This window comes from Rufibacter soli (assembly GCF_054781795.1).
The window spans coordinates 638,899-660,786 of the sequence record NZ_BAAGTS010000002.1 but is presented as its reverse complement, the minus strand read 5'-3'; the positions used below and the strand labels follow the sequence as shown (position 1 = coordinate 660,786).

Sequence of the window (21,888 nt, the reverse complement as noted above, 5' to 3'; positions counted from 1 at the left end):
TAAAGGCTACACATCTCAAATAACTATTAGTAAATAGCTATTATAAAAAAATAGCAAAATGAATCTATTTAAATTTAGGTATACATCCATTTTACCACAACTACTAATTATTAGCAATCAACTTCATAAGCACATATAACTGCCTTTTCTGAGGAAATTGGAAAGACAATAATCTAAAAAGAATTGAATTGACAATACCATTTTTGCTCATTTTCCTTTCTCCCTTGAGTGCACTTGATTCAGACAAAAAATAATACAAATCAGATATCATGGGATATAATATCCTTTTATATTTTCCAAAAAAGTGTTTATTAATATTTTTATAATAATCAATTGCTGCCAATTTAAACTTATCGTCTTTTAAAGTCTGCATAACTCCACCAGGGTGAACTCTATAGACTCCCATTACATCATCAAAATATTTAATTTTCCCGTGTGCGGCTATCATTGAAAATAATGGAGCATCACCATATTCTAATTTAAAATACCATTCTGGCATATTTTTTATAAGGTTATTTTTATAGACCACGCTAAGAGGCCCTAGAAAATACCCCCCTATTATGTCTTCAATATTAAAATCTTTTTTCATATCTGCAGGATGCAAATTATGACTTTCCCTAAGATCATCATATTGAACTAATGTGTTATGAAAACACATTACATAATCTGTATTATTCTCTAAAAATTCTACTTGCTTTTTTAGTTTAAATGGATCTATCCAGTAATCATCTCCATCAAGCAAAGCTACATATTTTCCTTTTGCAGCAGCCAAAGTAGAAAGGAAGTTTAGCTTACCTGGTATTCCTTTATTTCGCTCAGGATGGAATATAGGTTTAATTATATTTGGATATTTATTACAATATTCCAGAATTATCCCCTTAGTCCCATCCGTTGAACAATCATCACCAATCACTAATTCATAATTAAAATCTACTTTCTGGTTTACTACGCCTTCAATAGCTTGACGAATAAATTTTTCTTGGTTATACGTAATTATTGATACACTAACTAGAATTTCAGGTTCCATATTTAAAAACTAATATAAAATTATACCCACTCAGCCCATCCAATGCCTGTTTTACCAAAACCATTTCCATTGTAGAACAAGTATTTCTTATTTTCAATTTTTATAACACATGGATACGTTTGCATTTTATTATCCCACCCTTCAGATGACAATTCTATTCCAGCCAAATGGTCTAGTCGCTGCCAAGAAACACCATCAATAGATTCTGCGTAGCCAATTTTATAACTATCTACCCCATCTCTATAGTCGAAACTCCCTCTATAACAAAACCACATTTTATAAATACCGTTCTCCTTAATGACCGAAGGGCGTGCGTTCGCTTCATCAGGGGTTTTAGGATATATACAAGTGACATTATCTCGGGTCCAATGAATACCGTCAGAAGAAAACCCATATTTAATAAGATATAAGGGCTCTGGTTTATTATTTGCGATTTTAAATCCAGTAGAGGAAGCATACCAAATTTGCCATTTATTTCCCTCCTTAAAAACACAAGGCGAGGCAGTAAAATATGGTTCTTGCATATTTCTATCAACAATTGGCCCTGAAAACAATCTTTCGAAAGTGAAGCCGCCATCATTACTAATTGCCACACCTACTGAATTCCTATATGGCACTGAAACACTTGGATTCCAACCTACATAATATAAATATAATTTACCATTATCTTCAATTACAGAGCATGGCATAATTCCTCCATCATCAAATGTACCTAAATCGCCTAGGGCTAAAATGGGTTTATCATGGACGTACAGAACCTCTGATGGATTTTCAGAAGAGACATCTATAAAAGTTGGAATGCTTTGCCCCTTCCTATTTCTCGGGGCAAAATAAATACGTATTTTACTATCTGGAATTACTATTGCTGTTGGCACACAGGCATGTGACACCATCCATTCATAGTTATTATCGGCATTGAAAATCAGTCCTCTCTTTGACCACATACCTATCCATTAGTTTTGTGAGAAATACTGTCTATTTGATTACTTTTAGCTTCTCTCATGGTAGTTTTTGCCCCAATCCATATACTATGCTCTGGGGTGTCTTTGGTAATAATAGCACCCATTCCAACCAAAGTTTCCTTCCCGATTATAGTTTCATCTCTTATAGTTGAATTAACACCAAAAAAAGAATGGTCTTCTATCACACAGCAACCTGATATAACCACCTGCGAGGTAATAAACACATGATCTTTTATTTCAGTATGGTGCCCAATATGATTTCCACTCCAAAGCACGCAATTATTCCCTATTTTAACATAAGGCTGGATAGTATTGTCTTCAAAAATGAAACAGTTTTCACCTATATTCAAATCAGGCCATGTTGTAGCTTTGGAACTCACATAGCTTATACATGTATAACCCTTTGCCTTTGCCTCCTCATATTTTCTTCTTCTTAGATGACTCATCTCCTTAAAACTGATTGGCAAAAACATTTTGTATTCACTCGGAGGATAAAGGGTTTCAATTTCCTCAAAAGGAATAACTGGCAATCCTTCATACTCATCTTGCTCTTTATAGGATTTGTCAACAGTAAAAGCAACGACTGTATGTGGACTATCATGCTTTAAATAAAAATGCGCAAGACTAGCTAGCTGACTAACACCAAAAATCAATATTTTATTTTCCTCCATAATTCCTGTTTTGTAAAATTTCATAACAAAGTGTACATATATTTTGAACACTAAAACCACTATCTCTTCTGAACCTGGCCTTTTACCAGCCAACTAAAGGTCACACCCTCTAGAAAATGTTTCTACTCTACTAACCATTTAATATTTATGGTTTCAAAAGATATTTAAGCTATAATAAACTATTTTTTCTCTTACAAATTTAGGATCAACTAAAACTCAACTAACCCTTAGAATTTCTTTCAAGCTTTTTTATATTATATTTATATGATCATCTATTAAGAACTGACCATCTATAAATTCTAATCGCTATTTAGCCTACTATAGAGAAACCTTCATTATGTATTGCACTTTTATAAAAAAAACGGCTCTAACTTTATTGAATAACAATCATTACTTCATTAAGTCAAAATATAGTCATCCAACATTTCACGAACCACCTCCTTAGAATTAAACATCAGAACATCTAGGATTGAAAGTCCGGGAACAAAGCCTTCTTCATAAAACTGCTTGTATAATTGAAACTCAGTTTTAATAAAGCTTAACTCAATGCCATTAAATAAGAAATCTGTTTTTGAATACAAATTCACCCCTCCTATAGGGTTTACATAATGTTTTGCCCCTTCTTGTTTACAAATATTAATTATCCTCTCTTGGCCTTTAAGATAAGAATTATTATACACACAAGAACTTTCAACAAATCTTGTATCCAAACCTAAGTATTTAGAAATTAAAATAACACTGTAAACATTTAGATTGGCTATGGTTTTACTATCAGAGCCAAATATTACCGTTAATAACCTTGAAACTTCTATATAAAAAGGCGCCTTTTTATAATTTTGCTCTATAGTTTTTAGAAATTTTATCACCCAAATTGGATAAATTTTAAAATTTAGCTTGGTATCTTTAATCAAATTAAACGAACTTGGACTATCTAATGGAACAGTAAATAGACTCGCCTTATTGTTTATTAAGATATTATTGCGATTTATCCACCCCTGTTTAATATAATTTACATCATCATAAAATATAAATTTATCAACTGATTTAATTAATTGAAAATACCCTAAATAAGGCAAAAAATAGGGCTGCATTATTGCAATAGTACTCATACTTAGTTATTTTGGGCCCTCAACAGCAACCTAATTATCATATCCTGCTCTTCACTAGATAAATCATGGTAAAGCGGCAAACAAAGTATTCTTTTAGCCAGATTTTCAGATAAAGGACAAAAAGAAGGCTCAAGATAATTAAGAGTATTTAAAGAGGGATAAAAATATCTTCTAGGAAAAATATTATTAAGATTTAATATTTCTATGGATTTCAATAACCCTTCCTCATCTTCAAAAACAATTGGAAAATAAGAGGCATTATATTCATCTTTTGATATAGGAACAGATAGAATTTTCACCTTCATACCAGAAAGCTTTACTTCATAATTAGCCCACTGCTCCCTCCTCCTAGCCCTAATCTCATCTATATATTTTAATACACACAACCCCATGGCAGCATGAAATTCTGAATTTTTGGCATTTATGCCAACCCCATCAAACTTAACAGGAGTTTCATGTCCAAAATTACGTAATAAAGCCATTTTCTTCAACAATGCAGGTTGCGTTGTAAAAACGGCTCCTCCTTCACTTGTATGGAATAGTTTTGTAGCATGAAAGCTGGTTGTACTTATATCTCCATACTCAAAAATTGACTTGCCCTTAAAGGTAGTGCCAAAGCAATGGGCTGCATCATAAATAACTTTTAATCCATGCTTTTCAGCTATTTTTTGAATTGCATCTATATCACAAGGGTTACCAAAGACATGTGTAGCCAAAATAGCAGTAGAATGGGATGTTATAGCTTCCTCAATTTTTTCAGGATCAATATTAAATGTGTTTGGATCAATGTCCACAAAAATAGGCTTACAATTTTCCCACACTATTGAAGAAGTCGTGGCAACGTATGAAAAAGGAGTTGTAATTATTTCGCCCTTTAATTCTAAAGCTTTAATAGCAATTTGCAATGCTATGGTGCCATTGCTTACATAAAGCAAATAAGGCACGTTTAAATACTCTTTCAGTTTTAGCTCTAATTCATTAAGCAAGGGACCATTATTTGTCAACCATCCTCTTTTAAATATTGATTCTATATAACCTTGATACTCCGTTAGCGAAGGCAGAAAAGCTTTTGTCACTGGAATCATATTAACCGCAATATTTTTTTACTTAATATTTTTTTTGCCACTATTAAGACACTCAGATTATTATTCAGAGTCCTTCTTTAAAGAAATTACTTATTAGCCTTTGAAATGACTATTTATTGCTTTAGATACTTTAAAATACTCTAAGGTTCTCCTCAACCCTTCTGCCCGTGGCACTTTTGGTTCCCATCCTAATATTTCTTTAGCTTTTGTAATGTCTGGTCTTCGTTTTTGAGGATCATTTTCAGGCAGGGGTTGATAACTTAACTTTAACTCTGCTCCAGTTAATTGACAAATTTCCTCAGCAAACTCTTTTATTGTTACCTCAGAAGGATTACCAATATTAACAGGAAGGGAATATTCGCTTAATAATAATTTATATATTCCTTCAACTAAATCATCTACGTAACAAAAAGACCTTGTTTGGGAACCATCGCCAAACAACGATAGCTCTTCTCCTTTTAAGGCTTGTCCCATGAAAGCAGGCAATACTCTTCCATCATTCAGACGCATACGAGGACCATAGGTATTAAAAATACGAGCAATGCGTGTTTCTAAGCCATGGTGCAGGTGATAAGCCATAGTAATTGCCTCCTGGAACCTTTTTGCCTCATCATAGCAGCCTCTTGGACCTACTGGATTAACGTGTCCCCAATACTCCTCTACTTGAGGGTGAACTTCCGGATCCCCATAAACCTCAGAAGTAGAAGCTATTAACATCCTAGCCTTTTTATTTTTTGCTAATCCTAGTAGATTATGAGTTCCCAAGGAACCAACCTTAAGTGTCTGAATGGGAATTTTCAGGTAATCAATGGGTGAGGCAGGAGATGCAAAATGTAGTATATAATCTAACGTCCCTGGTACGTGCACATATTTTGAGACATCATGGTGATAGAACTCAAAATGCTTCAATTTAAATAGATGTTCAATATTTTTTATATCTCCAGTGATGAGATTATCCATGGCCATTACATGGTAACCCTCTTCAATAAATCTGTCACATAGATGTGACCCCAAAAATCCAGCTCCGCCTGTAATAAGGACGCGTTTCCTGTCTTTCATCCTTTTAGTTAGTAGTTTCAATTACCGGCAGCACTTCTTTGACACCAATACCATAATAGGTGAAGCCTAACTCACCTAACTCCTTAGCATCATAAATATTACGTCCGTCTATTATTACCTTATTCTTCAGCAATCTTCCTACTACCTTAAAATTTGGCGACCTAAATTCAGGCCATTCTGTCACCACTAAAAGGGCATCCGAATCTATAAGGGCTTCGTATTCATCTTTAGCATAAAATACACTGTTGTTTTCCCCAATCATTTGCCTGGCTTCTTTAATGGCTACTGGGTCATATGTTCTCACCTTTGCCCCCTGGGAAATCAATCGATTTATGATAACCAAGGATGGGGCTTCCCGCATGTCATCAGTTTTAGGTTTAAAGGAAAGGCCCCAAATGGCAAACGTCTTGCCGGCCAATTCTCCTGCAAAATGCTTCATGGCTTTATTAAAAAGAACCTCTTTTTGATTCTCGTTCACTGATTCCACCGCTTTTAAAATCTGCATTTGATAACCACGTTCAGCTGCTGTCTTAATTAAGGCTTTCACATCTTTAGGAAAACAGGATCCTCCATAACCTATTCCTGGGTAAATAAACTTATTACCTATCCTTGTATCACTTCCTATACCCCGCCGTACCATATTCACATCTGCCCCCATGATTTCACACAGGTTAGCAATATCGTTCATAAAGCTAATTTTTGTTGCTAACATAGAATTAGCGGCATATTTGGTCATTTCAGCTGAGGGGACATCCATAAAGATAATGGGGTGTCCATTCAACAAGAAGGGCTTGTAAAGTTTACGCATTACCTCCTCCGCCTGCTCAGACTCCACGCCTATCACAATACGGTCTGGTTTAAGAAAGTCTTCGATGGCAGCCCCCTCCTTTAAAAATTCCGGATTAGAAGCAATGTCAAAGGCTAAATCTGATTGCCGGCTTTCCAATTCGGTTTTAATTACTTGCTTCACCTTTTTGGCTGTACCAACTGGCACTGTACTTTTAGTAACAACTACTAAATAGTCAGTCATTTGTTTGCCAATCTCTCTAGCTACTCCTAACACATATTTAAGATCAGCACTTCCGTCCTCCTCAGGTGGAGTACCTACTGCAATAAAGGCAACATCACAGTCTTTGATAACGCTGCCTAAGTCTGTAGAAAAGGAAAGCCGTCCTTTTTCTGCATTCCTTTGTACCATCTCCTCTAAGCCTGGTTCATAAATAGGAAGGATACCATTCGCTAAATCATGAATCTTCCTTTCATTAACATCTATACAAGTAACATCTATCCCAACTTCTGCAAAGCAAGTACCAGTCACTAGACCTACGTATCCCGTACCAATTACAGCAATTTTCATATATTCCTTAATTTTAGATGAAAAATAAATTTATCTTAAATAAATTTTTACGTTAATATCTCCAGGAAGCCCATCATAAAAAAAATTTCTAGAAAAAAGAAAACATTGATTCTGAGGGAAGAGGAGCTAAACTTTTTACCTCATTGTTAAGATGAAGTTTTCTAAAACCAAGTTGTAAAAAAATACAGGCGAGGCAAACACATAAAATTTTGGCAGATGCCTGTAATAGAGAAATTTAATAAAAAAGGTCATATAACTTTTAAAAACAGAAGGTTTCCAAAAGTTTTTAGTCTTCCTTGTAGAATTTGATCAAATGACACACTTGTTCATGCAAGCAAAGGTACTATCTTTTGTAAGAATTAACCGGTGGGAATCGACTGAGGTGAGATTTATCCAATAGACACAAATCCAAACGAACACGTGACAATTCTAATCTCAGATAAAAAGTGAATGTTTTATAAGAAATAAGAGAAGGGGAAGATAAAAATTATAACTTTAAAAATATAAATCATGAAACAAACCTTAAAGCTTTTCTATTAAAAGAATATCCCTACCCATATATATTCATTAACTGTATTAAATAATTCTCTTTATTAAATCCTTTGGCATGCTTTTCCCCTTTAGTAGCTAATTCTTGAAGAAGGATAGGCGACTTTAACAATTCTGAAATTTTAACAAAAAAATCATTCTCTTTGCTTAAGTCAAAGAATAGTGCATTTCCGTTTGCTACTTCACGGAAAGCAGGAATATCAGAAAGTAAACATGGCAAGCCACTTGCCATCCCTTCAATTGGGGCAAGCCCGAAACCTTCATGCTTAGAGGCGGAAACAAAAACATCATACTTAGTCAAAAGCTGAGAAATATTTTCTCCCATACCTTTCAAAGTAACATTTTTCATACCATAGGAACCAATTAAGCTTTGCAATTGCTCCTGCAGGGGTCCATTACCAAAAATATCAAGAGTAACTTCGTCAGGATTTACCTTACTCATTTCAGAAATAAGGAAAGCATAATTTTTTGCCTCTTTTAAAGTTCCTACAGAAACTAACCTAAGTGGCTTAGAGTAGCTCTTACCATCATGGTTTGCCTTCTTAAAAAAATCATCTGAAATAAAATTATGAAGCACGTAAGTTTTACCCTTTAAGCCTACATGTACATCATAATCCTCTTTTACCGCTTCTGAAACAAAAATTGCTTCCTGCCAAGCTTTGTATGTAAATTTTTCAAGATACAGGCTCTTAGGATAAGGAATAAAAGCATCTTCGCTTAAAATACTGTGCACACTGAAAACTAACCTCAAATTAGGAGGGCAAGCTAAACGACTAATGACAGAGGACCATAATAAATGAGCATGAACTATGTCAATTTGGTGCATAACAATAATTTTCCTTAATTTTATAATGGAGGGAAGGATAGAAAGTACACCTGTGTGCCCTAAACAAATTATTTTCGCATTATTAATCTTTTCTTTTAATTGACTAGGCTCATTTAAATAGACAATTATATTATTATAGTTTTCACTAAGAGAATTCACCGTATTAACAAGCAATGTCTCTGCGCCACCCACCGCTAAATTATCTATTACATGTAAGATGTTCTTCTTAATCATTACGTTTCAATAACCAAATTTTGCCAATTGCCTTGAAGTAGTACGACCTATTGAAATTTTACTAATAATTTCATTTCAAACATTTTAATAACATTTTTATTGCTAATACTTCTAATTTATTAAACAACACACAAGGTTTTTTTTCCAAAATGAAAATATAAGGCTATTGTTTAATCACCGAATATTAATCAAAAGATTTAAATTTAATCAACCGAGCAGGAACTCCACCAAAGATAGCATTTTCAGGAATATCCCTCACGACCACGCTATTAGCCCCCACCACGGCATTACTACCTATATTAATTCCCGGATTTATAAAAACGTTCGCCCCGATCCATACCCCATTGCCAATAATAATTGAACCCCTTTTATCTGCTTTTACTTTGGGTATTCTAAAATCCTGATCAGGATCAGCTGAACCCGTGTACATTCTTACATTATGGCTTATTTGGCAATTTTCTCCTATTTTAAGTATACAACCTGTTGTTAACTGCATAGTGGAATAAGATCCAATATAAGAATTCTGCCCCAATTCGATTTCACCATCCCCATAAAGCCTAATATCCGTACCATTGAACCCGAAGTTGGTATCTATATTATAGTGACACCTAAAGTATTTATACCGTTCAGCATAATAAGCTTCCTGGCATTTACCAAATATAAAACCTAAAATCTTATTGAACATTGGTTTTATTTTTAAATAAAGCATTAATAATCTTTGAAAAATTTAACCAAGAAATACGAATTAATTTATTAGCAATAATAATTACCAGAATCAATGTAATTAAATAAGACAAGCAAGTTGCATAGGCTGCCCCCAAAGCCCCATATTTAATAATAAAAATATAGTTAAAGCCCAAATTTGTCACAACATTTATAACCGCCAAATAAGCCAAATATATATTTTTGTTGAAATAATAAATATAGGCTGCAAAAAGCATATAAATTCCCCAAAGAAAATAACTCAGCGTGATCCAGAAAATATAAGGAATAGCGCCGATGAACTTAATATCAATAAACCAACCAAAAAGATACTGGCTTACCACGGTGATGCCTGTACAACCTAATAATAGGGCAAAGCCATAAAAATAACTAATTTGCAATATTTCAGTTTCTGCTTTATGGTTAAAATTGGATAAACGTTCATACAGGTAAGGAATATATAAATTACTAAAAGCAGTAATAAAAATAAGCATTATGCTGGCAAGTTGGTTGGCGATATTGTAAACCCCAACATCACCCACACCTACCATCTTTGCAATAAAAATCCTGTCCGATTGGCTGATAACAAATTTACCAATGGTATGTAAGATCAGTGGCAAACCAAAAAAGACACCAGCCTTATAATATTTAAAATTAATGTTAAACGTAAGAAGTCTTTGCCGCTGAAAATAAACCAAGGCAACAACGGTAAAAATACTAGTAACTAGAAGCCAGGATAGAATTCGCCCCATCCAACCCATATCAAAATAAATAATAAATAATAAGGTTAATCCTATTTCAAATGTTGACTTAGCCACATTGATAACCAGATAGTGTTTTGCCTCCTTTTTCACCACTAAATAGGCCAGATACGTTTCCAGGTAAATCGTGAGAATGGCTAATAAAGGAATTAAGAAAATGTAGCGTGCAAATTCAGTTGGTATCTCAAGTAATTCGCTTATGCTGCCTCTAAAGAGTACTGCAATAACTGAAAGCAAAGCAAATGGAATGACGGGGATTAACTGTACTGAAGAGAAAAACGAAGCAAATTCCGTTTTATCTTTTATTTTATAATATTCGATCGTAATCACGCCAGCAGCTACCAAACCCACAATAGGAATGGCAATGGTCACATAGGCATTAAAAATTGATAGAATCCCATAATCCTCTACCGATAAATAATGTGAAAGGATTGGTAGTACAAAAAAATTTGCGGCAGCCCCAAAAAAGCCAGCGAAAGAATAGGCGGAAAATGACCGAAGTAAACTTAAATTCATTTCCGCTCTACCAAAATATTACGTAATCTCTTGCCTGCGTCACCATCAAACTTATACATCCAACTATTAATAAAGCCTGCTTTATTTGCCTTTTGAACCTTTTCAATAGTAGCGATTTCCTTAAGCTTTGCTTCCAATTCTCTAAAATCATAGAAAGGTTCGCTAACCCCACTAGCCACTAAAAATTCAGAAGGTAGTAAATCATTCTGGGGGTGGCCTTCAAAAGTGAATAATACCGTGTGGGGTAAGGCAGCAACTGGAATTAACATGGTGGAAAAAAAGCCAACAAAAATTTTAGTTTTTGTTACCTTTTTTAAAAAATCTTCACTTGCGATCAGTTCTGCTTTTCCTTCTTCCAAGGCTTGGTTCCAAATGGAGGAATAGTCATAAGGATGCTTTTTAATAAGTAGCTTATAACCATTCTCTTCGCAAAAACGGGTAAATTCAGCAATAAAAGTACTTTCAAATGCTTGGGTCCACCCTAAAAATCCTTGCCCCGATAAGGGTTGATGAATAAAGATAATATTCTTTTCCTCTATTTCCGATGGCTTTATATTTATCCAATCATCGAATTCACTCATCCCAATATACCTAACCGGGTGCCCGGGCAGTAAATGATCTTCTTTCACATGCGCCTGAAAAATAGCTGGGCTATAGGAAAGATAGATATCGGCGGTGCGGTATGGTGATTTAATTTTTTTGAACGTGTGAAAGACGTTGTTTGCCTGTCTGATATTGTAGAACAATCGCAAAAATTCCTTTTCCTTTCCAGAGGTTTTGAATACTGTTCTGAAAAAGAATAGTTTTGTTTTGACCTTGGCAAAAGCATCTTTAATGGCTAAGGCTTTCAACAATATTCCCTTCAGGCTATTTTTGGCTAAACTGGGGGGAGCATAATTGCTGATCAGTGCTGTTTCTAATTTATACTCCCTAAATCCATGCTCCAGATGATATGTAGGAATCTGGAGGTTTTTACAGGCAACATTAAGGGCCACGTGGTTAAAGGATTCAATAAAAAAGAAAATAACCTTTTCGGGCTTTATTTTCTTCAATAGGCTAAAAGCATCGCTAAAATCTTTCCAAAAAAGGGCCTGTCCGTATTCTTTGTGGAAATCGGTTTTTATTTCAGAACTTAATGCATATTCGATAAAATAGAATTCAAATTCATTTTTGCATTTACCAAAGGCTTCAACAAAATCTCTCCGATTATAATCACCAACTATTAATAATCGTCTTTTGTTTTCCATTTATTAAAAATCACCATAGCCTTAACACTCCCATATTTTCACTTAAAGGGAGTATTAAGGCTAGTTTTAGACATTAGTTTTGTATAAAAAAATAAAACTGAAATTAATCGTTCAGCCCACCACCCCATACGTTGTGGCGCAATTTCCAGTTTCCCCGTTCGTCTTTACCCCAAAGGTGCGGAGAACGAAATTTATCACAAAGCTCCATGAAATATTCAGGTGTGAGCTCTAAGTAATCTACTATCTCATTAAAATAACGATCTGGGAATTCACCATCGAATTTTTTTACTAAAGCAACGCCTTCCTCTCGGGTAAGGTGATTATTCCTGATCTCTTGGGAGGCATCATAAGTTGCCCGCCCTATTCCAAATTTAATGTACGTTGTGTAATAATGCAGATCATCGATCTTATCATCAATGCTATTATATTTACTAAATGTACCCTGAGTACGAAATGGCCGCGCCTGAAAACCTGTATTTTCCACCGCATAATAATAAACCTCCTGTGGCGTCCATTTCAGGTAATAACCCAGGTAATGGACTTCTATTTTGGATTTTTCCATCTCCTCGGAACTGGCCGGCAAGAAGGACATAAGGTCCGCAATGGGTACATTATATTTTTCTTTTAATTCTGCTATGGAAACCCCGCCTAGATAAATATCATCCATGTGGGTCATGCTGTAGTAGGATTTGTCACGCAAAGAAGAGGCGTTATCAGCAATCGGATTACCATATTCCGCTTCATTCTCTCCGTAAAAGATCAATGGAATGCCATATTTAGCGGCAATTTTAGGTGCAAGATTTTTTTGCCCTAATATGAAGGTCTGGAATGGGTGCAGCAAGTTTTCAATAGAAAGCTTCGTAAGCAACTTCATAACTTTTCCATTACGGTAAAAGCTCATGTTATCGAATCCGCTATCAATCCAATTTTTAAAGTTTTTGTATCCGTACTCTGTATATAATATAGGCGGCCAAGTTACGGTAAGTGGGTTCATACCGTATTTGTATTTCAGAACATGGGCCTGGTAAGCGCTGTCTTTACCTCCGCTTCCTGGCACCAAACAATCATAGCTACCATCTTTGCTTCGGTGCTTATCCAATAATTGCAATAATTCTTCCTCACGTTTGTTCCAGTCAATGCTGTTTTTCTGCTCAGCAGTACGGCAGGCATCGCAGATTCCTTCCTCGTCTATAGCAAGGGTTGTTTTCTTGCTGTTTATAGTATGTTTAAATTCTGAGGTAGAGGCTGGGCGCTGGTTGGACATTACGCACCTTTTGCAGAAGGTAACTTCAGACGGAAGGCCATATTTCGTTTCGAGTATCTGGTTCATTGGGGAGTCGTTAATTTTTCAGTATGGTTTTAGCCCAGTTTTTATAAATTGAAAGACCGGAGTCTGCACTTTTTTCCGGATGAAATTGCGTGGCAAAGACATTATTTCTTAATACACTGGAGCTATACTCAATATCTTCGTACGTAGTAAGTGATAGGGAGTGTTCGGACTGTTCTGGCCGGGCATAGTACGAATGCACAAAATACATATATTCACCATCGTTCAGTTCTTGGTATGGTGTTCTTAACCAATCCCTTCCTGCCGGTTTCATGATTTGATTCCAGGCAATTTGCGGTACTTTTATTTTGGGGTGAGAAGAGGTTGCATTCGGAAATTTAGCGATTACCCCCGGAATGATATCTAACCCTTTGTGGCTGCCGAACTCTTCACTTTCCGTAAAAAGTAACTGCATACCCAGGCAAACGCCAAAGAATGGTTTTCCGCTGTCGGCAAAATCTTTGATCGGCTGCACCAAATCCTGCTTATGTAAACTTTCCATAGCATCACCAAAAGCGCCTACGCCTGGGAGAATTAGCGCTTCAGCCTTTGCAATCATGGTATTATCATTAGTTATTTCAGTTTCCAGGCCAACATTCTTACACGCCTGTTCAACACTAAACAAGTTGCCTAGACCATAATCTATAATAGTTACTTTTGCCATAATCAGCTTAAAGTCTTTATTTCTGAATTGTGCCGGCACGGAATACCTGCACTTATTAAATACTCCTTAATTTCTGGTAGTGTGGTATAGCTCATTTTATTGAAAGACCGCCCACTACGCAAAAACTCAGTGTTGCCCTCTGATTTATCGCCGGAGGTGGCGTTATTTTGGGCGAAATTATAGTGAAGCATAGAAGCTACTGCCACGGCGCTGGCATTACCTTTAGTAATTACTTCTGAAATATCTGACAATTTGCCGGGCCCACCGTGGGCAATAACAGGAATAGAAACCGCATTGGCTATTTTATTTACTAGTTCAATATCGAATCCAGAACCGGTACCTTCGCGGTCTACAGAAGTAATCACCAATTCACCTGCGCCTAGTTCTTCCACTTCTTTTGCCCAGGCAACAACCTCTTTCCCGGTATGCTCACGGGCATTATCTACAAAGGCTTGGTACTCGCCATGAGGCTGCTTTATAGCTTCTATTGCTACCACAATAGTAGAAGAACCAAACTTTAAAGATGCCTCCCTAATTATATTGGGGTTCTTAATTGCTCCTGTATTTAAGGCAACTTTATCAGCACCAGCGCGCAAAACATTTCGGATATCTTCAATGGTACGGATGCCGCCCCCAACAGTTAATGGAATAAAGATTTCCTTTGCCGTACGGCTTACGATGTCATGCAAACTATTGCGTTCATACAAACTGGCCACCACATCCATATACATTAACTCATCAGCGCCAGTCTCATAATAATATTTGGCAAATTCTTCCGGCTTGCCTAGAACCCGTAATCCTTCCAAGTGAATTCCTTTTACAAGATTCGGTCCTTTTATATCGAGTCGGGGAATAATTCTTATGTTTGACATGCTAATCTTATTCTAAATGCTGCACTTATTTTTTTGCTCCTTTCTAAAGAGAAAGATACCTCTCGAAATTAGATATTATAAAACTCGTGCTTGTATTTTCTCAGGTTGTGCTTTTCGCTGAACCACTCAATGGTGCGACTTAACCCCTCATCTAACGTTACTTTTTGTTCCCAATCAGTCAGCGTTTTTATTTTCTGGTTTGAGCCATACAACTGCCAAACCTCACTCCTATCTGGGCGAAGCCGCTGCTCTTCCTGGATTATTTTTGCGGCCGGGTTAATCTTATCGATCAGCTTTTGAGCAAGATCTCCTACCGAAATCTCGCTCTGGGTGGCAATATTAATCTCTTCGCCTATTGTGTTCTCATGGCGGGCAATGGTTTCGAAGCCGCGAACTGTATCTTCCACAAATAATAAATCGCGGGTTGGTTTGAGGTCGCCGAGCTTGATCTCAGTTTCACCATTCAGCAACTGAGTAATAATAGTTGGAATAACCGCCCTGGCTGATTGACGGGGGCCAAATGTATTGAAGGGACGAACAATGGTAACCGGCATTTGGAATGAACGGAAAAAAGATTCTGCCATGCGGTCGGCGCCAATTTTGGATGCGCTATAAGGCGATTGCCCTTGGAAAGGATGCTTTTCGTCAATAGGTATATATTGGGCCGTGCCATAAACTTCTGAAGTGGAAGTAACCAAAACCCGTGGCGTATTAAGCAAGCGCGCAGCCTGAAGTACATTTAAGGTGCCTTTGATATTGGTATCTACATAACTATCTGGAGAATGATAGCTGTATGGAATAGCAATAAGGGCAGCAAGGTGGTAGACAGTGTCAATTCCTTCCATGGCTACGCGAACACCGTTCGGATCGCGCACATCACCTGAAAAGAATTCAATTTCTTTTTGGACTTTCGGGTCGATCCCGTCAAGCCAGCCATAAGAATTAAATGAATTATAATAAACAAATGCCTTTACGTCGAAGCCTTGTTTTACCAAATATTCGGTTAAATGACTCCCGATAAAACCATCTGCGCCTGTAACTAATACTTTTTTCATTCTATCTTATAGGGTTACTAATCCTTCTTTTAACAGAAACTCGCAATATTTCCAATCAAGCGGCGTGTCTACATCAATGGAACTCAACTCATCCATAACGTATTTCTTAACCTTCTGGAATTCGTGCAGCTTTCTACTTTTTAGGGCTTGTGTATTAATTACATAAACGGCCCCATTGTATTCAAATACTTTAGGGCAATCCTGCCGCCGCGTAAATTTACCGCTTTTAGAGCGTATTAAAAATCCTTCCTTATTTTCCTCGAAAAGGGAATAATATGGGTTTGCCGGAGACTCTTTAACAGAAACCACCATTTCAACTTCCGAGGTAAAGGCTGCAACCGCTTCTTTCACGTGTTCGGGCCTTCTGAAAGGTGACGTTGGCTGTAATAAAACAATAGTATTTATTGGAGTGTCCGCCTTTTCATAAAATTCTAATGCATGGATCAAAACTTCATAGCTACCTGCGGTATCAGTTGCTAAATTATCTGGCCTTTTAAATGGTACCCTCAAGCCATAACCTTCCACCGTTTTTATTATTTCCGCATCATCTGTGGAAACACAAATCTGGGCGTCAGGTACCAAGGTTCGGGCGGCATCTATGGCATAACAAATAAGTGGTTTACCAGCGAGAGGTTTGATATTCTTTCCAGGAATACCTTTTGAACCGCCCCGGGCAGGAATTACCACAAGGGTGTTAAAATATAACATAATGGCTTATTAAAACTTAATATGCTTAATATCTTCTTGAGCTTTGGCAAAATCTGCCGGTTGCCCAATATCAAGCCAATACCCTAAATGTGGGTAGGAACTTACTTTACGGCCTTTTGCAATAAGCAATTCCATAAGGTCTGTAGCATTAAAGACCTCCTCTTTTGGAATGTATTTAAGCAATTCCTTTTTTATAAGATAAATGCCACCGTTGGAATAATAAGTGTATGTTGGTTTTTCTTTAAATGACCGGATAGTTTCATTCTCAAGTTCTAATACTGCATATGGAATGTTTACGTGGTACGGAATGGAGGCCAAGGTCATATCTGCTCCAGATTGCACAAACGTTCTAAAAAAGTCTTCAAAATCTATATTTGTGAGCAGATCTGAATTCATAACCAGAACATAGTCTTTGCTAAACTCGGGTACTAAACCAACGGCGCCAAAGGTTCCTATTGGCTTATCTTCATCTATGTAATCTATTCTAATCCCTTTAGAACTGCCGTCTTTAAAATAATCTTTAAGCAGGTCACCTAAGTAATGCACTGAAATATGAATATGTTCAACTCCATAATTTATAAGTTGGTCGATATTATATTCAATAATGGGCCTACCACCCACTTTAAGCAGTGGCTTAGGCACCAAATCGGTCATGGGCCTCAAACGTTCACCCCTTCCCCCGGCCATAATTACGGCTTCGCATGGAATATAGGATCGACGGTGAGAAAGGTCAATTATTTTAATTAAGCGCTTATCTTGCGTTAAGAGCGGTACTAAAGCAATTTCTTCAAGCCGAAGAAACTCAATATCTTTTATTGTGTACTCATCTTTTATCAGGTACTTAAAGCCGCGATACATAAAGGTAGTAACGCTGCCATCAATATCCAGGCCTTTGATTAAGCCTCTCCGGATATCGCCATCAGTTAGGGTACCTAAAAGAAACCCATCTCCAGAAACCACAAATAAAGTTTTTCCGCCGGCTGTCAGTTCTAGTTTAGCTAATGCCTGCCGCCCAGAAGCTTCTGGAGATATCAAATTCTCTTCTGTTGTAATCATATAAATCGCTGCGGATTACCTACTACTTTACTGTTATCAGGAAGGTTTCGGATTACTACGCATCCGGCTCCCACGATTACATTATCACCTATAACTGTGCCTGGCAAAATAACTGCCCCGGCACCAATAAATGAATTCTTCCCAATTTTAACACTCCCCCCCAAAACTGTCCCAGGTGCAACATGGGCGAAATCCCCAATTTCGCATTCATGTTCAATGATAGATCCCGAATTACATATTACTCCATTCCCAATTTTTGTCTGTGCATTGATAATTGCCCCCGGGCCCACCATTATGCCTTTTGCCAGAGAAACTGATTCTGAAATAATTGCAGACGAATGAATAGCGTTTATTGGTTCCCCAATGCGCGATTGCAAAAAGCCATATACTTTTTCCCTTAAAAAGTTATTGCCCAGAGCAATAAAATAATCAAAATTGTCCAGTTTCTCAATAGTTGATTCATTCTCTTCCCAACCTAAGTACTTTAAGCCATATGGATTAATATACTTTTCGGAAAAATCGCAATAGGCGGCTACCTTTTTTTTGGCAGAAGCGAAAATATCAGCCACTACAAAAGCATGGCCAGAATACCCAATCAAAGCGATTCTTCTTTCTAGTTTCATTTTTGTTTTAAAACTGCAATGATTTTATCGGCAGCCTTACCTGATCCATAAATATTTTCGCCTCTATAGGGTGTCAAGCTTTCAACCTGATGAATTACGGAGAGAATTGCGTTTTTTTCCACCGGACAGTGGAAAACATTAGCGCTTCCCTCACGGCCTAATTGTCGGTTTCCAATATTGACAACGTATTTGCCAAAGGAAGCTGCTTCTATAATTCCGCTTGATGTATTACCAATTAAGAAAGCACAATGCTGAATACATGAGAAATACCCCAGTGTACCAAAGCTTTCAATACTCTTTACTTTTGGATTCTGTTTTGCAAAAGCTACTAGTTTCTCCCTTACCGCAGAACCCATAGTATCGGCATTTGGCATCGTAATGATGATCTGGTAAGGCAATTCCTTTAAGGCAGCGATCAATTCATTGGTATGCTTAAGGTTAGCTTCAAATGAAACAGTTTCTGGGTGAAACGTAACCAATACGGTAGGAATTCTGATATCGATCCCGAATCGTTTCTGGAACTCAGGAATCGTAAACAATTCCATGTTATGAATATTATCTAAACTTAAAGCTCCTACATTGTAAATTTTTTCAGTTTGACCGGTAAGTTCTTTTACCCGCGCCGCATGGATTTCTGTGGAGGTAAAATGTAACTTTGATGCCAAAGTGATTGCATGGCGAAACGTATTATCAATAGCTCCTAACGTGGTTTCTCCGCCATGGATATGCGCTATGGGAATGTTAAAGGGCACCGCTGCCATTACCGCTGCAAACATCTCATATCGGTCACCAAGGGATATGATCAGATCAAGTTTATCCTTTTCATCCGCCCAAATGCCTGCAAACTTCAGTTGAGTTAACCCAATTGCAGAACTGATCGCTTCCGGTGAATCTCCGAGCACCAAAGATTCTATAGTTTTAAAAACTTCGAATCCGTCCTGGTGGATTTGCTTTAAGGTATAGCCGTGAAAGTGCGAAAGATGTGTCCCGAAAGCTATAATTTTCAGTTCGAAAAAAGGATCATCTACCAGCTTTTTAAGCAAAGGAAGGTAAATGCCATAGTCGGCGCGCGAACTAGTTAGTACCAATACCTTCACGCAAGATCCTCCCATCTAAGTTTCGCATCTGCTTCAAGAGCTTGCTTTGTGGTACGGCCAATAATTTCGTTTAAAGCTAACGGCGAAATACCATCACCTGGTCGTTTCATAATCAGGTGTTCTTCCTTTAACATTGTACCAGGAGCAATATCTTTTACTAGGTGAATGCTTTTGCGGGCAGCCGTTTTATTTTTTAGTTCTGTTTCGGAAGGCTTTTTAATCCCGTTCCCAAGCGCCGTTTCTATGTTGCGGATTGCTTTTACCATTGCTTTCAGTTCAAACGGTTCCAGCGAAGCCAAATGATCCGGTCCTTCCATATTACGATCCAACGTAAAATGCTTTTCGATACATTTGGCTCCCAAAGCTGCTGCCGCAATTGGAATTTCTATGCCTAAGGTATGATCAGAATAACCTACAGCAACCTTGAGGGCCTCTCCAATGGTTTGCATGGCTTTCAGATTTACATCCTCCATTGGGGTTGGGTATTCGGTACTGCAATGCAAAACCATAATCTGTTCGCGGGGTGTGCCTGCAGCCATCAAAATATCTAGAGCATCTTCGATTTCGCCCAGATCAGCCATACCAGTGGAGAGAATTACTTTTTTACCTAAAGCACCAATTTTTTTAAGGTATGGCAGGTTGGTAATTTCTCCTGAAGGAATCTTGAAAAATGAAACGCCTAGATCCAGCAACAGTTCAATACTTTCCAGGTCGAAAGCGGTAGAATTGAATTGAATTCCTTTTTGGTGGCAATAGTCTATCAGAATTCTGTGTGAAACTACATCTAGTTCCAATTTTTTAAGCATCGAAAATTGAGAAGTGTCTTCGGCCTGAATATTTTTGGCTTGATAATCTGCCTTTTGGGCATTTTTACTTACCAGTTTCTCGGTCTGAAAGGTTTGGAACTTTACTACATCCACTCCTGCTTCGGCGGCAACATCAATCATTCTTTTAGCCAACTCAAGGTCACCGTTATGGTTCACTCCTGCTTCGGCAATAATTAGAATTTTATTCATTTTAAAACAAATACTGACACACCAAGTAAAATTAGATTCCTACGCTGCTCGGAATATTGATCATGCGCCTCTCAAGGCTTTCAGATACGCTTAGGCCCATTTTAGGACAATCAATAAACATTGGCAATTTATTCATCAGAGTCCAGGCAGGACGCGTCATAATACCATTATCGTTAGTAAGAGCCAACAGTGCATCGCGTTCAGAAGCAAACTCCTCATCTAGGATAATTGTATTTAGCCAATAATTGCTTTCAGAATCTTCTGGTTCAATCATAAATCTAATACCAGGTAAGTCTCCAAAGGATTCTGCATAGCGTTTTGCCAATTGTCTTTTTTCCTCACGGAATCTGGGCAATTGCTCAAGTTGGGCTACGCCTAAAGCGGCATTTATGTTGGGTAAACGGTAATTATAGCCAATTTGATCGTGGTTGAACTCCCACCGATGTGGCACCTTGGCTTGCGTGGTCAGGTGCTTTGCTATTTTAGCTAGTTCCTCGTTATTGGTAAGGATAGCGCCTCCGCCGCCAGTAGTTATAATTTTATTTCCGTTGAAGCTTACTGCGGCGATTTTCCCGTAATTGCCAGTGTGCTTGCCTTTATAAAAAGAGCCAAGCGATTCTGCCGCATCTTCAACAAGGTCTATATTGTACTTTTCGCAAACTTTCGCCAGCTTTTCCAGATTCACCGGATGGCCGAATGTATGCATGGGCACTACGGCTTTAATGCGACGGTTTGTTTTTTTATTAAAACAATTTCCATTACGCTGCTCTGTAATTTGCGATAAGTAATCATCCAATTTTTGAGCATCTAGCCCCAGAGTTTTTTCCTCGATATCTACAAAATGCGGAGTGGCACCACAATAACTGACCGCATTCGCAGTAGCTATAAATGTTAAGGCAGGCATTAAGACTTCATCGTTTTGCTGCACACCACAAAGCAAAAGGCATATATGTAAGGCTGCCGTTCCATTCACAACAGCAACAGCATGCTTCACACCCGTGTATTCTGTTAGCTTAACCTCAAAATCGTCTACAAATTTTCCTACCGAAGAAACCCAACCTGTATCTAAACATTCTTTGACATATTTCCATTCATTTCCTGCAAATGTGGGAATATGTAAACCCACAAATTCAGAATCAATCTTCAAACTGTTTCTAAGGGCATCTAGAATTCCTTTTTTATTTAATTCTGGAGTTAGGGGATTCATAAAATAATGACTTGTATTTTAGCAAATACTAAATAGCAATTTAACTCTTACTCATTGAAACAACTCACTTAAAAGCCTATAATATTTCAAGTATCTATTTTACATTCTTCTACTTTAATAACCAAAATATAATTTAGAAACCTATTACAAAGCTTTTA

The 21,888-nt window shown here is 37.2% G+C and carries 21 protein-coding genes; all 21 read right to left on the bottom strand.

Going from position 1 to position 21,888, the window contains the following annotated elements:
• Positions 1–103 precede the first annotated feature (103 nt).
• Positions 104–1,027, bottom strand: a complete 924-nt coding sequence (locus ACYVJQ_RS04765; protein WP_460891917.1) for a glycosyltransferase family 2 protein — start codon at positions 1,025–1,027, stop codon at positions 104–106.
• Positions 1,028–1,047: 20 nt separating this feature from the next.
• Positions 1,048–1,971, bottom strand: coding sequence for a glycoside hydrolase family protein (locus tag ACYVJQ_RS04760; protein WP_460891916.1), 924 nt, complete (start codon positions 1,969–1,971; stop codon positions 1,048–1,050).
• 2 nt (positions 1,972–1,973) lie between these two features.
• Positions 1,974–2,684, bottom strand: a complete 711-nt coding sequence (locus ACYVJQ_RS04755) for an acetyltransferase (RefSeq protein WP_460891915.1) — start codon at positions 2,682–2,684, stop codon at positions 1,974–1,976.
• Positions 2,685–3,058: 374 nt separating this feature from the next.
• Positions 3,059–3,769: a WbqC family protein gene (locus ACYVJQ_RS04750; RefSeq protein ID WP_460891914.1), complete on the bottom strand. Its 711-nt coding sequence runs from the start codon at positions 3,767–3,769 to the stop codon at positions 3,059–3,061.
• 2 nt (positions 3,770–3,771) lie between these two features.
• On the bottom strand, positions 3,772–4,854 hold the full coding sequence (locus ACYVJQ_RS04745) for a DegT/DnrJ/EryC1/StrS family aminotransferase (RefSeq protein ID WP_460891913.1): 1,083 nt from the start codon (positions 4,852–4,854) through the stop codon (positions 3,772–3,774).
• 93 nt (positions 4,855–4,947) lie between these two features.
• Positions 4,948–5,913 carry a UDP-glucuronic acid decarboxylase family protein gene (locus ACYVJQ_RS04740; protein WP_460891912.1) on the bottom strand — a complete coding sequence of 322 codons (966 nt, stop codon included), beginning with the start codon at positions 5,911–5,913 and terminating at the stop codon, positions 4,948–4,950.
• Between the two features lie 4 nt (positions 5,914–5,917).
• Positions 5,918–7,270: a UDP-glucose dehydrogenase family protein gene (locus tag ACYVJQ_RS04735; protein ID WP_460891911.1), complete on the bottom strand. Its 1,353-nt coding sequence runs from the start codon at positions 7,268–7,270 to the stop codon at positions 5,918–5,920.
• Positions 7,271–7,820: 550 nt separating this feature from the next.
• Positions 7,821–8,879, bottom strand: a complete 1,059-nt coding sequence (locus ACYVJQ_RS04730) for a glycosyltransferase (protein WP_460891910.1) — start codon at positions 8,877–8,879, stop codon at positions 7,821–7,823.
• A 184-nt stretch (positions 8,880–9,063) separates the two neighbouring features.
• On the bottom strand, positions 9,064–9,564 hold the full coding sequence (locus ACYVJQ_RS04725) for an acyltransferase (RefSeq protein ID WP_460891909.1): 501 nt from the start codon (positions 9,562–9,564) through the stop codon (positions 9,064–9,066).
• Entirely contained in the window at positions 9,554–10,858 is a 1,305-nt protein-coding gene (locus ACYVJQ_RS04720; RefSeq protein WP_460891908.1) for a lipopolysaccharide biosynthesis protein, read from the bottom strand. Before ACYVJQ_RS04720 ends, ACYVJQ_RS04725 begins: the two co-directional genes overlap by 11 nt.
• Positions 10,855–12,105: a polysialyltransferase family glycosyltransferase gene (locus ACYVJQ_RS04715; protein ID WP_460891907.1), complete on the bottom strand. Its 1,251-nt coding sequence runs from the start codon at positions 12,103–12,105 to the stop codon at positions 10,855–10,857. Before ACYVJQ_RS04715 ends, ACYVJQ_RS04720 begins: the two co-directional genes overlap by 4 nt.
• 103 nt (positions 12,106–12,208) lie before the next feature.
• Positions 12,209–13,435 (bottom strand): N-acetyl sugar amidotransferase, encoded by a 1,227-nt coding sequence (locus ACYVJQ_RS04710; protein ID WP_460891906.1) that lies wholly within the window; start codon positions 13,433–13,435, stop codon positions 12,209–12,211.
• A gap of 10 nt (positions 13,436–13,445) precedes the next feature.
• Entirely contained in the window at positions 13,446–14,096 is a 651-nt protein-coding gene (hisH, locus tag ACYVJQ_RS04705; protein ID WP_460891905.1) for an imidazole glycerol phosphate synthase subunit HisH, read from the bottom strand.
• A gap of 2 nt (positions 14,097–14,098) precedes the next feature.
• On the bottom strand, positions 14,099–14,968 hold the full coding sequence (gene hisF, locus ACYVJQ_RS04700) for an imidazole glycerol phosphate synthase subunit HisF (protein WP_460891904.1): 870 nt from the start codon (positions 14,966–14,968) through the stop codon (positions 14,099–14,101).
• Positions 14,969–15,036: 68 nt separating this feature from the next.
• Positions 15,037–16,023, bottom strand: coding sequence for an NAD-dependent 4,6-dehydratase LegB (locus ACYVJQ_RS04695; protein WP_460891903.1), 987 nt, complete (start codon positions 16,021–16,023; stop codon positions 15,037–15,039).
• 6 nt (positions 16,024–16,029) lie between these two features.
• Positions 16,030–16,731, bottom strand: a complete 702-nt coding sequence (locus ACYVJQ_RS04690; RefSeq protein ID WP_460891902.1) for an acylneuraminate cytidylyltransferase family protein — start codon at positions 16,729–16,731, stop codon at positions 16,030–16,032.
• Positions 16,732–16,740: 9 nt separating this feature from the next.
• Entirely contained in the window at positions 16,741–17,787 is a 1,047-nt protein-coding gene (locus ACYVJQ_RS04685) for a nucleotidyltransferase family protein (RefSeq protein WP_460891901.1), read from the bottom strand.
• Positions 17,784–18,410 (bottom strand): acetyltransferase, encoded by a 627-nt coding sequence (locus ACYVJQ_RS04680; RefSeq protein WP_460891900.1) that lies wholly within the window; start codon positions 18,408–18,410, stop codon positions 17,784–17,786. Before ACYVJQ_RS04680 ends, ACYVJQ_RS04685 begins: the two co-directional genes overlap by 4 nt.
• Positions 18,407–19,522: a UDP-N-acetylglucosamine 2-epimerase gene (neuC, locus tag ACYVJQ_RS04675; RefSeq protein ID WP_460891899.1), complete on the bottom strand. Its 1,116-nt coding sequence runs from the start codon at positions 19,520–19,522 to the stop codon at positions 18,407–18,409. The genes ACYVJQ_RS04680 and neuC overlap by 4 nt, the downstream gene beginning before the upstream one ends.
• Positions 19,504–20,523: an N-acetylneuraminate synthase gene (gene neuB, locus ACYVJQ_RS04670; RefSeq protein WP_460891898.1), complete on the bottom strand. Its 1,020-nt coding sequence runs from the start codon at positions 20,521–20,523 to the stop codon at positions 19,504–19,506. The genes neuC and neuB overlap by 19 nt, the downstream gene beginning before the upstream one ends.
• 31 nt (positions 20,524–20,554) lie before the next feature.
• Positions 20,555–21,730: a LegC family aminotransferase gene (locus ACYVJQ_RS04665; RefSeq protein WP_460891897.1), complete on the bottom strand. Its 1,176-nt coding sequence runs from the start codon at positions 21,728–21,730 to the stop codon at positions 20,555–20,557.
• Positions 21,731–21,888 lie beyond the last annotated feature (158 nt).

Bases quoted from the DNA above. Each gene is read 5' to 3' on its own strand.
- ACYVJQ_RS04765 (WP_460891917.1), bottom strand. From the start codon at position 1,027: ATGGAACCTGAAATTCTAGTTAGTGTATCAATAATTACGTATAACCAA.
- ACYVJQ_RS04760 (WP_460891916.1), bottom strand. From the start codon at position 1,971: ATGTGGTCAAAGAGAGGACTGATTTTCAATGCCGATAATAACTATGAA.
- ACYVJQ_RS04755 (WP_460891915.1), bottom strand. From the start codon at position 2,684: ATGAAATTTTACAAAACAGGAATTATGGAGGAAAATAAAATATTGATT.
- ACYVJQ_RS04750 (WP_460891914.1), bottom strand. From the start codon at position 3,769: ATGAGTACTATTGCAATAATGCAGCCCTATTTTTTGCCTTATTTAGGG.
- ACYVJQ_RS04745 (WP_460891913.1), bottom strand. From the start codon at position 4,854: ATGATTCCAGTGACAAAAGCTTTTCTGCCTTCGCTAACGGAGTATCAA.
- ACYVJQ_RS04740 (WP_460891912.1), bottom strand. From the start codon at position 5,913: ATGAAAGACAGGAAACGCGTCCTTATTACAGGCGGAGCTGGATTTTTG.
- ACYVJQ_RS04735 (WP_460891911.1), bottom strand. From the start codon at position 7,270: ATGAAAATTGCTGTAATTGGTACGGGATACGTAGGTCTAGTGACTGGT.
- ACYVJQ_RS04730 (WP_460891910.1), bottom strand. From the start codon at position 8,879: ATGATTAAGAAGAACATCTTACATGTAATAGATAATTTAGCGGTGGGT.
- ACYVJQ_RS04725 (WP_460891909.1), bottom strand. From the start codon at position 9,564: ATGTTCAATAAGATTTTAGGTTTTATATTTGGTAAATGCCAGGAAGCT.
- ACYVJQ_RS04720 (WP_460891908.1), bottom strand. From the start codon at position 10,858: ATGAATTTAAGTTTACTTCGGTCATTTTCCGCCTATTCTTTCGCTGGC.
- ACYVJQ_RS04715 (WP_460891907.1), bottom strand. From the start codon at position 12,105: ATGGAAAACAAAAGACGATTATTAATAGTTGGTGATTATAATCGGAGA.
- ACYVJQ_RS04710 (WP_460891906.1), bottom strand. From the start codon at position 13,435: ATGAACCAGATACTCGAAACGAAATATGGCCTTCCGTCTGAAGTTACC.
- hisH (WP_460891905.1), bottom strand. From the start codon at position 14,096: ATGGCAAAAGTAACTATTATAGATTATGGTCTAGGCAACTTGTTTAGT.
- hisF (WP_460891904.1), bottom strand. From the start codon at position 14,968: ATGTCAAACATAAGAATTATTCCCCGACTCGATATAAAAGGACCGAAT.
- ACYVJQ_RS04695 (WP_460891903.1), bottom strand. From the start codon at position 16,023: ATGAAAAAAGTATTAGTTACAGGCGCAGATGGTTTTATCGGGAGTCAT.
- ACYVJQ_RS04690 (WP_460891902.1), bottom strand. From the start codon at position 16,731: ATGTTATATTTTAACACCCTTGTGGTAATTCCTGCCCGGGGCGGTTCA.
- ACYVJQ_RS04685 (WP_460891901.1), bottom strand. From the start codon at position 17,787: ATGATTACAACAGAAGAGAATTTGATATCTCCAGAAGCTTCTGGGCGG.
- ACYVJQ_RS04680 (WP_460891900.1), bottom strand. From the start codon at position 18,410: ATGAAACTAGAAAGAAGAATCGCTTTGATTGGGTATTCTGGCCATGCT.
- neuC (WP_460891899.1), bottom strand. From the start codon at position 19,522: ATGGGAGGATCTTGCGTGAAGGTATTGGTACTAACTAGTTCGCGCGCC.
- neuB (WP_460891898.1), bottom strand. From the start codon at position 20,523: ATGAATAAAATTCTAATTATTGCCGAAGCAGGAGTGAACCATAACGGT.
- ACYVJQ_RS04665 (WP_460891897.1), bottom strand. From the start codon at position 21,730: ATGAATCCCCTAACTCCAGAATTAAATAAAAAAGGAATTCTAGATGCC.